This window comes from Bacteroides sp. HPS0048, assembly GCF_964240755.1.
Lineage (GTDB): Bacteria > Bacteroidota > Bacteroidia > Bacteroidales > Bacteroidaceae > Bacteroides > Bacteroides nordii.
Map to the genome: position 1 here is coordinate 29420 of NZ_CAXSVC010000025.1, position 14250 is coordinate 43669.

Annotated in this window: 10 protein-coding genes; all 10 read right to left on the bottom strand. The window is 42.4% G+C overall.

The window, feature by feature from the left end; all coding sequences use genetic code 11:
- Positions 1-3 precede the first annotated feature (3 nt).
- Positions 4-2460 carry a primosomal protein N' gene (gene priA / locus ACESQI_RS17425; protein ID WP_234129908.1) on the bottom strand — a complete coding sequence of 819 codons (2457 nt, stop codon included), beginning with the start codon at positions 2458-2460 and terminating at the stop codon, positions 4-6.
- A 242-nt stretch (positions 2461-2702) separates the two neighbouring features.
- The gene (locus ACESQI_RS17430; RefSeq protein ID WP_196040042.1) at positions 2703-3287 is read right to left on the bottom strand and encodes a porin family protein; all 585 of its coding nucleotides are present in this window, start codon (positions 3285-3287) and stop codon (positions 2703-2705) included.
- Positions 3288-3361: 74 nt separating this feature from the next.
- Entirely contained in the window at positions 3362-4474 is a 1113-nt protein-coding gene (gldN, locus tag ACESQI_RS17435; protein WP_007487421.1) for a gliding motility protein GldN, read from the bottom strand.
- Between the two features lie 27 nt (positions 4475-4501).
- Positions 4502-5998 (bottom strand): gliding motility protein GldM, encoded by a 1497-nt coding sequence (gene gldM, locus ACESQI_RS17440; protein ID WP_196040043.1) that lies wholly within the window; start codon positions 5996-5998, stop codon positions 4502-4504.
- Positions 5999-6010: 12 nt separating this feature from the next.
- Positions 6011-6787, bottom strand: coding sequence for a gliding motility protein GldL (gene gldL / locus ACESQI_RS17445; RefSeq protein WP_002558115.1), 777 nt, complete (start codon positions 6785-6787; stop codon positions 6011-6013).
- Between the two features lie 2 nt (positions 6788-6789).
- Entirely contained in the window at positions 6790-8226 is a 1437-nt protein-coding gene (locus tag ACESQI_RS17450) for an SUMF1/EgtB/PvdO family nonheme iron enzyme (RefSeq protein ID WP_002558116.1), read from the bottom strand.
- A gap of 14 nt (positions 8227-8240) precedes the next feature.
- Entirely contained in the window at positions 8241-9206 is a 966-nt protein-coding gene (locus tag ACESQI_RS17455) for a PorP/SprF family type IX secretion system membrane protein (RefSeq protein WP_002558117.1), read from the bottom strand.
- A gap of 137 nt (positions 9207-9343) precedes the next feature.
- Complete coding sequence (locus ACESQI_RS17460) at positions 9344-9862, bottom strand: RNA polymerase sigma factor (protein WP_229127685.1); 519 nt, start codon at positions 9860-9862, stop codon at positions 9344-9346.
- A 113-nt stretch (positions 9863-9975) separates the two neighbouring features.
- Complete coding sequence (locus ACESQI_RS17465) at positions 9976-11694, bottom strand: alkaline phosphatase (protein WP_195661004.1); 1719 nt, start codon at positions 11692-11694, stop codon at positions 9976-9978.
- A 33-nt stretch (positions 11695-11727) separates the two neighbouring features.
- Positions 11728-14235, bottom strand: a complete 2508-nt coding sequence (locus ACESQI_RS17470; RefSeq protein WP_373126611.1) for an endonuclease/exonuclease/phosphatase family protein — start codon at positions 14233-14235, stop codon at positions 11728-11730.
- Between the last annotated feature and the right edge of the window lie 15 nt (positions 14236-14250).

Here is a 14250-nt window from a genome sequence, read left to right on the forward strand (position 1 = left end):
AATCTACATAGGATCGACGTCGTAGTACACGATTAATGATTTGAAACGCTCATCTTCAATCATTTCCCGCTGTACTTGCAGGAGCAACTCCCGCGCACGGCTCATAGGAGCATTATACTCTATCTTAACAACGATCTTCTTTATAAAAAAAGTCTGAATACGCCCCACCGGAGGTTTATCCGGGCCTAACACCCGTGCCCCGAATACCGAACGTAATTTCCCTGCCATTACATCAGCAGTTTGTTCCAACATTGCTTCATTCCTGTTTTTCAGGTATACATAGACCAACCGGTAATAAGGAGGATAATGAAACATCTGTCTTTCGGCAAGCTGCCCGTTTACCATTTGTTCATAATCATTTGCCATCACCTGTGAGATAATAGGATGATCTATACTTTTAGTCTGCAATACGACACGGCCTTGCTTATTTCTTCTTCCGGCACGTCCGGACACTTGCGCCATCAACTGAAAAGCCCGTTCATAGGAACGAAAATCCGGATAATTCAACATAGTATCGGCATTCAGAATTCCCACCACACTGACATGATCAAAATCCAATCCCTTAGACACCATCTGTGTACCGATAAGAATATCCGTTTTTCCCTGTTCAAAGTCGGCAATAATCTTTTCATAAGCAGAACGGGTACGAGTGGTATCCAAATCCATACGCGCCACAGCTGCCTGGGGAAAAGCTATTTTTATATCATCTTCTATCTTCTCCGTACCAAATCCTCTATTGACCAGCTCTGTTCCATCACAGGCAGGACAGGAACGGGGCAACTGATAAGTATACCCACAATAATGGCAAGTCAGCTGATTGATACCTTTATGATAAGTCAGACTGACATCACAATTCTTACACTTAGGTACCCAGCCACAAGTGCGGCATTCAATCATCGGAGCAAACCCACGACGGTTCTGAAACAGAATAACCTGCTCTTTTTGCTCCAGTGCCTCACGTATGTATTGAAGAAGCAACGGAGAGAATTGTCCTACCATCCGCTTCTTACGATGCAATTCCTTTATATCAACGGGAATAATCTCCGGTAACCTGATTTCTTTATATCGCTCTTTCAACTCAACCAAACCGTATTTGCCGGTAGTAGCATTATACCAGGTTTCCACTGAAGGAGTAGCAGTACCCAATAAAACTTTCGCACCATACAAAGAAGACAAGACAATTGCCGCATTACGGGCATGGTAACGAGGTGCAGGGTCTTGCTGTTTATAGGTATTCTCATGTTCTTCATCCACTATCACCAACCCGAGGTTGCGAAATGGAAGAAAAACCGAAGAACGTACTCCCAATATTATATCATATCCTTCAGTACCCAATTGCTTTTGCCAGATTTCCACACGTTCCGCATCCGGAAACTTTGAATGGTAAATCCCCAAACGAGCTCCAAATACCCGTTTCAAGCGTTCGGTAATCTGAGTAGTAAGTGCTATTTCCGGCAACAGATACAGTACCTGTTTCCCCTGTCGGATCATTTCATTAATCAAATGAATATATACTTCTGTCTTTCCACTGGAAGTAACACCATGCAGCAAACAGACATTCTTATCCCGAAACCGCTCTGTTATCTCATCATATGCACGCTGTTGGTGTTCATTCAACGGATTGAGAGATACCACATCGTTGACCTGAACATTCAAACGCCCGATTTCATAAGGGTAGACCTCAAAGATCTTCTTCTCCACCAATCCATTCAGCACAGCGGGAGAAACACCGGAACGTTCCAGCAATTCTTTCTTAGATACCTCTCTCACAGGAGCATTACCTAAGACTCCCGAAAGCTCTACATATTTCATCAACAAGGCCAACTGCTTGGGCGCCCGGGAGAGAATGTCAAACAGAATATGCAGACGTCTTTCATCGGGAACACCTGCCAGACGAACACGAACCTCGATTTTGGGTTTATAGGTTCGTCGAAGTTCCTCCTTCACAAAAAGAGCCTCTTTATCAAGCAAAGATTTAATAACAGTAAGAATGTTTTTAATACCACTCTCCTTCTCCAGCTTGGTGACGCATTGCTCCGGTTCTTTAGACAATAAATCAAGAATGAGTTGCTCTTTCTCAGACAAACGTCCTTCCGCCTCAAAATCCGGATTATACTCTACAATTGTCTCGCTCTCGAGTTTAAGCCCTGAGGGCAGAGCAGCTTTGTAAACATCTCCCTGCGTACAGAGATAGTAATCCGCCAACCACTCCCAGAATTTAAACTGCACCGGCAGTAAAACAGGATCAGTATCAAGTATAGCAGATATTTCTTTTACTTCATACTCAACAGGGGCATAAAAATGTACATTACAAACAATAGCCGTATAAAACTTCTTCCGTCCGAAAGGAACCACAACCCGACACCCCGGCTGAATATTTTCCGCACCCTCATCGGGGAGAGAATACGTAAAGCTCCGGGGAAGCGGCAGTGGCAATATGACATCAACATATTTTTTCATTACGAGGACAAAGATAATGCAAACCGGGAGCAGAATAAAATGAACCCGTTCCTTTTTTATGCCAAGATGCAGTTTATCTCCGCTTTGGAGCAGAGATACAAAGCAGAGAAACGTATGAAAAGTGAGTTAAAGGGCTCAATTGACTACTTTAAACAAAAACGCGGATTAACGCAAATTTACACAGATTAAACATACTATCTGCGTAAATTTGCGTTAATCCGCGTTATATAATAATAGCTATTTTAGAAAAGGTAAGCAGCAGAAATCTGCCAGGTCTTGGTTTTATAACTATCTGCTTTAAAGACACTATCAAAACCATCTTTCCATGTTACATCACCTGATTTTCCTAAAGGAATGTTATAGTTAAAACCTATCTGCAAATGCTTAACTAACTTCAAGCCGGCACCTACATTGACACCTACCATTGCACGTCTCTTGTCATAACCATTTTCATTGCCTTTGAAATCAAAATAAAAATCAGGACCTGCAGCGAGATAAATTCCCAGCAAACTTCCCAAACCTATATTATACTTCAGATTCACAGGAATATCCAATCCATATTGCTTTACAGCGTCGTTATCAGCCTTAATACCTTTCTGAGAGAACAACAGCGAACCATCGATTCCCAGTCCTACAACAGGAATTGTAAATTCAGCCATCGGGCCGATAAAGAAACCTGCCATATTATCTGATTTCAGAAGTTTATCATCAAAAGTCACTTTCGCAACATTCACACCACCTTTAACACCCCACTTAAGTTGTGCCTGAGCAGGCATAGCCATACCTATACATACAGCTACCAATAATACACTTATAATTCTTTTCATAATCAAATTGTGTTTAAAATTCGGGACAAAGATATGTATTTAAAATTAAAAAACACAAATTAGGACTATTTTGTTCACCGTCTTTGTCTACGAACTGAAGCTTTAGGAGCAGCCGCCTCACGTTTAGAGCCTTGACGAGCGCTGGAAGTACTCGTTGTTTTTTCACGCCCTTTCTTTTTTGAATTCGTTTTTACAGTTTCCTCAGGTTGAACAGCAGCTTCCTGTCCCACCGCTGTCTCTTCGGCAGCCGCTTTTGCAGTTTTCTTTGCAGAAACTTTTTCTTTGATAGCTGGTTTGGCAACTGTAGAAAGTGTATCCGATCCATACAAATGTTTCTCAAAGCTAACCAGTTCTGTTTCTATCCTCTTCTGCTCCTTCATCATTGCACTATCGGTCTTACAATATTCGGCCAAAGGACGATTCTGTAAATTGGTAGTTTTATAGATCTCCCCGTTATATTGACGGGTAACAAAGAAATCATCCATACTACGGTTGGCCACATTATTAAAGTTGCTGGCCATCACCATAGCTCCATTTAAATAAGGAGCAATATCTTTATAGTTCACCCAAAACATAGGTAATTTTACCCGTTCCGAACTAAAATCTTCTGAGCGATGATATACCGGACAAAGAGCTGTTATCACCGAACCGTAAGTAGAAGAACGTTGGTCAAAATACCACACTTCCTTCACAAAATAACTCAATATATCACCAGAAGGTATATCACTGTTTTCTATAACCAATACGCTATCACGACGATCTTTCAGCTTTCTCTGTTCGTAATAGATACTGAAACGGTCAAGCACATCCTTGAACTTGATCTCATTATCAGCCGTCAATCGCTCTGTGCCATCCAACGTATACTCATACGCCGGAATCTTCTTTTGCCCCAACAATTTAAAAATCAACGAGAAAAGATTCATTCTGTCTCCCATTGGTTCTACCGGATAATAAAGTGCTCCGTTCTCTTCTTTCGTCATATCCAATGTACGATAAATCTCACGTGTCCATACCACATCTTGCGGAAGTGATTTGGAACCAGGATATCTGGTCTGAGCACGGACAGAGAGTTCGTTGGCACTCTTATTCTCTTCCTGAGCAGCGCGGGCCTTCGGTTGTGCCCATGTGGGAAGTATCCCTAACAACATGGTAACTCCAACAGCTATAATAATTTTACGTTTCATCATTCGTAACTCGTAATTTGTAATTCGTTATTAATTCACTATCACTTCCAGTGTCGTTGGCAATGAACGTTCTACACCATCCGGCCCTTTAGCACGTACCCGTGAGATATAAAAGCGTTTTCCACGTGACAAACGACGGAACATCTCTTTCTGCCGGGACGAGAAACTGGCACCGGATGAAACTTCCGGTACAGCATTACCCATATTATCAAAGAAAGTAGTTTCGAAGCCTAATACCTGGAAATTAATATTCAGCAGTCCATCATCAATGGCAGCAATAATACCGTCCGTATTCATCAACACAGCTTTTGGCAAACCACTTCCGCCGCGATAACGTTTCATATTACCATTGGCATCCTTATACTCTATAAACGGAGAAGGATCGGGCAATTGGCGCACCCGGTACGAATAATCGCCCATAACCTGTGTACGTCCATCTACTGTTGCCGTAACACGTATCACAGCTTCTTTTCCGATAGCTGTAGGACGTGCCACATAGCCACCGCCTACCCGTTGCAGTGTTCCATTTCCATTTGCAATACTTGCCTGTACCTGTCCGCTGGGAACCCCCGGTACGGAAATACTGATCGGGTTGTCATATCCGGCATACAACACATTCATCAAAGTAGCAGAAACAGTAGCAGAAGGCTCTACCACATGATATTTCTGAGAGAAATCACGACGCAATATATCGCCATTCCCCCGGTTTAATTCCATATATCCCTGAAGAGTAAACTCACCGGTAGTATTACAAACCGTCTCATAAAATCCATGAGCGTCTTCGGGCAATTGCTTATCACCAATGTAGATAGTAGGACGTTGGGTAGAGTCTACTGCCGCCAGAATAATCTGTGCACTCAATTTACCACCACGCACCACATTCTGCGAACTGGGAATGACGTAAGCATTAATCTGATTCACACGCACATCATGTACATCAATGTCTTTTGTCAATGTATGTAATACTTCACCTTCGGCATAACGTATATCGCTCTGCAGTTTTGTAAGCAGAGTAACTGCAGCAGCTACTGGAGTACCTTCAAAAAGACGGGGAATGTTCAGCGTAAGGTTATCGCTGATGATTTTCTTCTGTACCGGATCTTCTATCTGTGCCAGAATTTCGGTTTTATATTTACTGATCCACGAAGCCAATTCTTTTCCTTTGCCCGTACGGGGGGAAAACATCACATAAGAAGCTGCTTCCAGGTCTTCCTGGCTTGATTCATTAATCTTCGCTTTCAGGTCTCCCACGAAAACATAGAGTGAGTCGGACATCCGCTTTACATGCATTGCTTTATCATACCACGGTCCCACCTTTTCAGGATTTTTCTCCATAGACTCCGCCAATGCATTGTACAGCGAACGGTTCTGTTCGGAGGAATTGGATGTAGTACGCGTCAGGCTTTCATCCACAAGGGTAAAGCCACGCAACACATCCGAGGAGACGTTGAGTGCCAGCAATGCCATAAGAACGATATACATAAGGTTTATCATCTTTTGGCGCGGTGTCTGTGATCCAAAGCTCATAATTGTTCTTTTTTATTTTGAAGTCATAGCCTGCAACATACGGGCATACACTTCGTTGAGTTCTTCAATCTGACGGGCCATTCTGCGAGTTTGTTCATGTACCTGGTCAATGGTTCCTATTTGTGTACTTACACTACGCAACTGCATTTCGTAAATAGCATTGATACCTGCAAGGTTTTTGCTCAACAGATTCATTTGTTCCGTATCCTGAGAAATAGTCTGTGCCTGTTCCGTACAACGGGAAAGCATTTCAGTCATCGCCTTCAACTGCTCCAGATAAGCAGCAGTAGCTTCTTCCATCTCCGGAGTAACAGGTGCATTATTCACCGGATCAGCAACAGACTGCACGGATGGCACCGGAGCACCTGCCTGTACAGGCCCACCACCTTGTACCACTACTATCGAAGGACTTCCGCCGGCTGTAGCTACATTCCCTCCGAGCATAGCACCTGTATTCACCGGCGTTGCTCCCTGCTGAGACATAGCATCACCTGCAACCACAGTCCCAGCGGGTATAGCACCCACTACCATTGAATCTCCTGTCTCCTCTTTCCGCTTTACCCCCGAAAGATCGAAAGCAGAAAGGAAGAATATCAATACCTCAGTACCCATCCCGGCAAACAACATAAAGTTGGCCCCCGGCAAATGAGTTAATTTAAAGAGCGTGCCCATGATTACTACCGATGCTCCCCAGTTATAAGCGTAGTTCATGATTGTCTGTCCCTTAGGAGTAGACATAAAATCCTGTATTTTCTGCCGCAGACTTCTCTTATTATCTCTATTTGCCATAATTATCTTCCTTTCTTATTATAACCAACCTGTGTACGTACGCATCGGAAACCGATATAGGAACGCTGTTCGTTTTGATATTCTGAAGTTCGGGCATCCGAACGGATAAATGCATTGACATCTTTCCATGAACCACCACGAACCACTTTCTTCTTCATCCTGTAGGGATCTTCTATAGCAGCATTGTACCGCAAATCCGGATTGACATCGCTCATTGACATCACGCCCGACTCTGTATATACTGTCGATGTCCATTCAGAGACATTACCTGCCATATCATAAAGTCCGTTCACATTGGGTGAATATGCTCCTACCCGGGTAGTAATCAGGTTACCGTCTTTCGTATAGTCTCCCTTACCAGGTTTATAGTTAGCTTTGTAGCATCCCTTCTCATCTTTCGTCTCTTCGTCAGACCACGGGTATTTATTGCCATCACGTCCGCGTGCTGCAAATTCCCATTCGGCCTCTGTCGGGAGGCGATAACGCTGTATGAACCGGGCTTGTCCCTTGAGTCCGGCAAGCAAATAATTGGTACGCCACACACAGAAAGCATTTGCCTGTTCCCAGCTGATACCCACAATCGGATTGTCATTATAACTTGGATGATTGAAATACAAACGCATATATGACTCATGGTTCGCATTCGGGAAGTCATTTACCCAGCACGTTGTATCGGGATAGATATTAATGATGTAACTGTTCAGAAAATCCCATTCGCTGGAGAGCGGACGCGTAATCGTACGATTCACAATACGACCGTCATCATCAATGTAAGCCGTATCCTTAGAAATCATAATCACCTCATCCGGATTGGCAGGAATATCTGTATTCTTATTGCGTTCCGTAGGATTCAAACGGTTACGGCGCTTAGCAGCCTCCACATAGTCATAAACTTCATAGTAATAGTTCATTTGTGAAGCATCCAGCATCATCGTCCCATCCACCGGATGTTTCCTATAAACGCTCTGGATAGCCATCTGCTCATCTTCTGTGGCTTTTCTCCATGGAATAGGTTTCGACCAGTTAAGATAAGGTTTGATAGGATTACCTTCCCGGTCTTCCTCTATTTTATAAAGTTCATTGCCTCCGTATGCCGGATCAGCAAGACGTTCACGAATAATAGAATCGCGCACCCAATATACAAACTGTTTGTATTTGGCCACGGAAACCTCCGTCTCATCCATCCAGAAAGACTCCACCGATATTTCTTTTGTCGGTACGGGAGCCCCCCAAAGCGAATCCTGTTCTTCGGGGCCCATCTTCAGAGAACCTCGTTTTATCAGCACCATGCCATAAGGGGCGGGTTCGTTCCATGCCGTAGTACTGACACCTGTCACCTCTCCGCCAGGTGCGCCGGAGCCTCCTCCTACCATGCGTCCCATACACGAAGAAAGCAAAGCGACCAGCAACGTCACTGCTATACAGTTTTTACTTCTCATTCTTTTCTTCACAATTATAAGATTCGTATACTCTTATGTTTATTCTTACTTTTCTTAAATAAATTGATATCCATCGCATAACTTACTACCAGATCATGGCTCCCGTTTCCGATCCCAATCTTCGATGTATAAGCCTCGTAAGCATATCCTACTGTTACTCCACGAATCGTAGCTCCCAGACTGATTGTAACAGAAACTCCCGGCGAATAGGTGAGTCCACCAACAAATACTCTTTCGTTAAAAGTGTACAATACACGACCTGTCATATCGAGTCTTACCGAAGTTAAATTACTCTGTAATAAGAGCGATGGTTGTATGGAAACTAACGGATTACGAGTCTGAATATTGTATCCTCCCGTGAAATAAAGCATTGGATCAACCTTAAATTCATTGGTCGTACCGCTCTCTTGTGTCCCGAATTCTACGGTTGGTGAGGTTAAATGTTGCCCAGAAAAACCGACATAAAATTTCGGATGCGAATAAAATCCACCTATCCCCAAATCAAGCCCCATACCACTTTGTTGCTGGGTAGGAAAAGCCGGATCATCCTGTTGGTCCTCTCCGAGATAAATATTTGCAGGATCAAAAGAGACATTGATAAAGCCCACCTGTAAACCAATGCCCAACCTTCCTTTCCGTATCTGGTGCTTATAAGAATACTGCAACCAGACACGTTGATTTCTAAAGAGTCCGATACCCTCATTGAAAAAACCCGCTCCTACTCCATGCTTTTTATTGAACAGCGAAAAAGGCATGTCAGCTCCAAAATACATACTACGCGGAGCATGGGTGAAGTTCATCATTTGCATAGAATATGTACCGGAAATATTGAGTTTATCAGTCTGTCCTGCCCACGCAGGGTTATAAAAGCCCTTCAAATCCCAGTATTGAGTGAAGTGCACATCAAACTGCGCCTTGACTTTCAAAGAAGAGAACAAAGCCAAGGTAGTAAGGATACATATAAAAAGAAACCGATTCATCAGTATAAAGAACTGAGAAACTGAAAAAAAATTGTGCGGAAGGAGTAAATCAACTATTTTTCTGTTAATCAGATTTTCAGAAAACACGAAATTCGCATATCAAACCAATGAATGGGCAACAAAACAACCGGATTTTGTTAAATAAGAAACAACAAGAGAGCTAAAATCCTGCGTAAATCATGAAGTGCTGAAGTATAAAGAGACTTTACCGTATTAACGGAAATAGCCAGTTTGTCTGCCACCTCCTGATTAGTACTATTATGGTATAATTTCATCTCTACCACTCTGCGTTTTTGGGGTGATAGTTCCCGAATGGCTTGTTGAACATCATCCAATCGTTTTTCTTTAAGTATTTTTATTTCTTTATCGCTGGAATCATCAATTACATGATTAACATAATCCTCTACATTTTCATGATAATGCTGCGACTTCAATATATTCAGCAAGTGATTTTTTGCAATGGTAAAAAGAAAGTTTCTGAAAGGTGTGTTTTTATCTTTAGTACACCTTTTGTCCCAGATCCTAAAAAAGATATCCTGCAAAGCATCCTCCGCCAACTCTGCAGAATGCAGATAATGATAACACAGCACATAAACAGCCCGCCCATACTTTTTGTACAGGTGTGTAAACGCAAGCTGACTATCATGTTCTTGCATTTGTTTTACTAAATAGTAATCATCGGGCAACATTTATGAATCTGTATTATAACTAAGAAAGAGTCACCGGAAAGACAATATCCTCCCGGTAAATCCTTCAATGTCACTGTCTTTTATAAAATTCCAATGTCTTTATTTCCTAATCTATTAAAGATTAGAAGATAGTTGCGAGGCAAATAAAACATATTAGTGCTCTCCACATATACCACAACGGAACCCACATGGAAGGGTTTTCCATTGAAAGTACCCACAGACTTATTCGCCTGAACAGACAAAGTATTCTTTCCTTTCTTCACTGTTAAAACAGGAAAATGGGGATCTGTTTTATCAATACTCCATTTACAATCTGCAAAGACATCCGTATGTTTACTGAATAACTCGCGGGACAGCGCAGGCAAACTTTTATCAAAGCCGGAAACATCAGTCAGATAACGGTTAATCTCTATATTGGTATTAAGTCCCATAGGCACATCCCCCTTGGGATGGTAGCAAGCCAATATAACATCTTCCCCGGTATGCATTCCGGAAGTAAAACCAATGTAGTTATGTCGGTTGAGTATATTGCTCAATGCTCCGACAAGAGTCTGTTCGTCACTGGCTTTCATATAGTCCTGAGGTATTTGTTTCTGAACCGACACAAGCATGGCTACTTCATCATCGGTGATATCGATATTTGTATATCTCTTAACAATACCTTTGTAATCCTGAGATTGAGCTTTCTTAAGCAAATCACCCAAATGGCGGACACTGGCACGAACCGCGGATAAAGAATGAAACAAGGTATCAATGCTTGCTCTTGTACAATCATTCAAATCATATCTTCCGATAGAGAAACCACTATTGCCATGATCGGATAATATAACTACTGTAGTATTCCCATCTTGTTTAGCAAAGGTAATTGCAGAATGAATGGCCCGGTCGAAATCAAGATATTCGGTGATACACGCTGCCGGATCATGGGCATGGGCAGCCCAATCTACTTTACTCCCCTCCACCATCAAAAAGAATCCATTGGGATTCTGAGACAACAGTTCAATCGCTTTTTCTGTCATTTCATGCAAAGACGGTATTCGTGTCGTATCCGTATCAAGCACATACGGTAAGTCCATGTCTTCCCAAAGTGCCCATACTTTGCCTTCTTTATGCCTGCGGAATCCTTGCAAATCATTACACAAATAAGTCGTATTGGTACTCTGAAGATGTGTTTTCATGTCATCAGTTATCAATGAATTTCCTCCTCCGAACATAACATCCAGATTCTGATAAATCATTTGTGAACCAAGCTCGGCATAATTACTACGACGAGGCCCATGGGTAGAACAAGCAGCCGGAGTAGCATGTGGAAATTCCACAGTGACTACCAAACCGACAGACCTGCTTTTCAATATTTTTGCAGCCTCCAGAACGGTTGCCAAAGGTTGGTATGCCATTGTAGAATCAACCTCCAACAAATCATTAACACCATCTGCCGGCGGATAAACAGATATATTCCCCGATTGTTGAGGCATCCCTGTCATATAGGCACTCATTGCCGGAGCCGAATCAACAATAGGAGCATTTGACGAATACGTCTTTACTAAACCACATAGCCAGGGGTCAATATATAGATTACTGCCACCAAGCTGATTATAAATCTGATACCAGCGGGCAGCCGATAATATATCAACCGAAGTACCATCAGTAAGCATCACAATGAGATTCTTTGTCGGTCTCACGACAGAACGATAATGTGCAACACCATCGTCCTGTCCCATTACCAGCATTCCATTCAATGCCAGAACAAAATACAGAAGAAATCGCTTCCGTAGACTCAGTTTTAAATAATAAGACATCTTATAGACCTAAATTTATAATTAAATCACATATCATTCTTTTACAAATCGCAATACTTTCTGATGGATAGCAGTTACCAGTGCTATATAGAATCCCGCCGGCAAAGCGGTACCAATATGTACACCCTTTTCACCAAAATTCTTTATCAGAACCACTCTCCCTGTCCTGTCATAAACATGACAAGATGTTCCTACAGGTACTTTATCCGAATCCGCGACTAGCCAGCCATCAACATAACTCAACAGACAACCATTCTCTTTTATAGTAGAGATGCCCACATTTTTACCACATTCGATCGCTCCAATGGTACTACTTCCCAAAGCGGAACGTGCAGTTCCTATCTGGTCATACAATAAAAAATTTTGAAGATCTCCATCATTATCCAGATCAATATGAAGCGATTCTTCACTCAATTGTCCGGTTGATAAAATATTAATAGAGTTTCCGGCAAACTCAGGATTTTTAATGCGGACATATGCACTATACGGCATCTGCTCCAGCTGAGCAGTAAACACCCCTTCGCTGACATCTCCTTCAAACAGGAGGTTAATAGCATTCAGACCATCGGATGGGGTGTAAGCCAGAATATCTGTAGCTCCAGATTTTATATTATTACTTTCGGGTGACGTATATACATTGTATTGAGACGTAAGTAGCATTGCGTCGGCCGAGAAATAAATATCTCCACCTGTTGTTGCCGTAGAAAAATTACCAGCAATAACATTGTTATACAGATTCACATTACCTTTCCGGATATAAACAGCCGCACCATAGAAATTCGCTCCCAAACCACCATCCGGCTTTAAACACTCATTATAATTACCGGTAATCGTATTGTTTACAAGCGAAACGGTTGCACCGGAAGCTGCATATATGTAAATGCCGCCTCCCATGATAGAATTCATAATACCGCTTGTCACACGACAGGAATTATTGGCAAACGTATTATTTACCAAAGTTATTGTAGCAGCGGTACCAGCATCATCAAAACAGAAAGTTCCTTGTTGGGAAGCTGTATTCGTAACAAATGAGTTCGCATACATATAACCATTTGACGTACCACCCACATGTATAGCAGCACCCGATGTTGCCGTATTATCACTAAACAATGAATGCCTGATATCATACGGCCACAATGAAGAATCAATACGTATGGCACCTCCGGTTACAGCCCGGTTTGAAGTAAACCTGCAACCATCCAACAGCACTTTCCCCGTTGAATAAATACAGGCACCACAGCCACTAACATAGTTTTCTATAAAATCCGTATTGACAGCTTTCACCCCTAAACCCAATGCCTGTATAGCACCACCATTAACCGACAAGCTCTCATCGGAATAGAAATCACATATCGTAAAATTTTCAAGATGCAGAAAAGCCGGCGCAGCCGCCACTATAAAATGCCGAGAGTTGTCTTCACAAGAACCATTTTGATTATAATCTCCGGATACAACAGTCTTTCCTATAATCCGGGTAAAGTTATCGTTATATCCACCTATAAAACTGAGCGTCTGGGGCAATACTAAACATTCATCACGGGTATTACCAATATAAAACTGACCTTCGGTCACACATATGGTATCACATTGCTGCGCAATGGTTGTAGCCTTTTGCAAAGTACGTAGTGGCTTATTAAGAGAGCCATCGTTATCATCATTCCCCTGAGTAGAAACATAAATACGGGGAGTTCTGTTAACCTCCTTAAAGCTAACCGTAATTTGTACCGGGAAGTGATCCGAAGGAGTCATTCCCCGTCCAAAATCTTCGTTTATCGTTGCATACGATCCCACATTGGCTTTACGGCAGTAAATATAATCAATACGCTGAGACCCGAAAGAGAGAGCCCAATTACTATAGGTACCTTCCTGTCCTGTCGGTTCAGTAGCCGATAAAAGATAACTGTCTCTGAAGAAAGCGCCAAAGGTAGTATGCACCATTGTCTCTCCCGGAGATGAGTTGAAATCACCACAAATAAAACAAGGATAGTTCCCGGCTATCCCGAGCATTGTTTCTACATTGACACGAGCCCCCTCACGCCTGGCAATGGTGCCTGCATTGTCGAGATGCGTAGAGCAATAGTAGAATATTTCATCTGTCTGTTTATCCTGCAATTTTACCCATACCGAAACACGCCGGTAAGCGGCATCCCATGATATTACAGGTTTCTCAGGATCCTCTGAAAGAAAGAAACGTCCTTTATCCAGCAATGTATACCGGCTGGTACGCCAGGCAACTCCCACACCTTCGCCCACATCACTTAAAAGATGAGAATCACGCCCCCAATATTCCAGACCGTAATCTGGCAGAAGTGATTTCAGGTCATTGTACTGGACTTTTTTCATTTCCTGAATGCCTATAACATCGTACTCCTTACCGGTAATGATACGGGCAACATACTCTTTCCTATTCGTCCATGCCTTATCACCGGTATCCTTGTCGGAAAGTACCCGGATATTATAAGATCCCATCCGGTGAATATCTGCATGCAACGGAGCAAGTAGCAACAACAACAGACTCAATATGTAAATACATTTTTTCATATATGGTATTTTGAA

Bases quoted from the DNA above. Each gene is read 5' to 3' on its own strand.
- ACESQI_RS17470 (WP_373126611.1), bottom strand. From the start codon at position 14,235: ATGAAAAAATGTATTTACATATTGAGTCTGTTGTTGTTGCTACTTGCT.
- gldL (WP_002558115.1), bottom strand. From the start codon at position 6,787: ATGGCAAATAGAGATAATAAGAGAAGTCTGCGGCAGAAAATACAGGAT.
- ACESQI_RS17460 (WP_229127685.1), bottom strand. From the start codon at position 9,862: ATGCAAGAACATGATAGTCAGCTTGCGTTTACACACCTGTACAAAAAG.
- priA (WP_234129908.1), bottom strand. From the start codon at position 2,460: ATGAAAAAATATGTTGATGTCATATTGCCACTGCCGCTTCCCCGGAGC.
- ACESQI_RS17455 (WP_002558117.1), bottom strand. From the start codon at position 9,206: ATGAATCGGTTTCTTTTTATATGTATCCTTACTACCTTGGCTTTGTTC.
- ACESQI_RS17450 (WP_002558116.1), bottom strand. From the start codon at position 8,226: ATGAGAAGTAAAAACTGTATAGCAGTGACGTTGCTGGTCGCTTTGCTT.
- ACESQI_RS17465 (WP_195661004.1), bottom strand. From the start codon at position 11,694: ATGTCTTATTATTTAAAACTGAGTCTACGGAAGCGATTTCTTCTGTAT.
- gldM (WP_196040043.1), bottom strand. From the start codon at position 5,998: ATGAGCTTTGGATCACAGACACCGCGCCAAAAGATGATAAACCTTATG.
- ACESQI_RS17430 (WP_196040042.1), bottom strand. From the start codon at position 3,287: ATGAAAAGAATTATAAGTGTATTATTGGTAGCTGTATGTATAGGTATG.
- gldN (WP_007487421.1), bottom strand. From the start codon at position 4,474: ATGATGAAACGTAAAATTATTATAGCTGTTGGAGTTACCATGTTGTTA.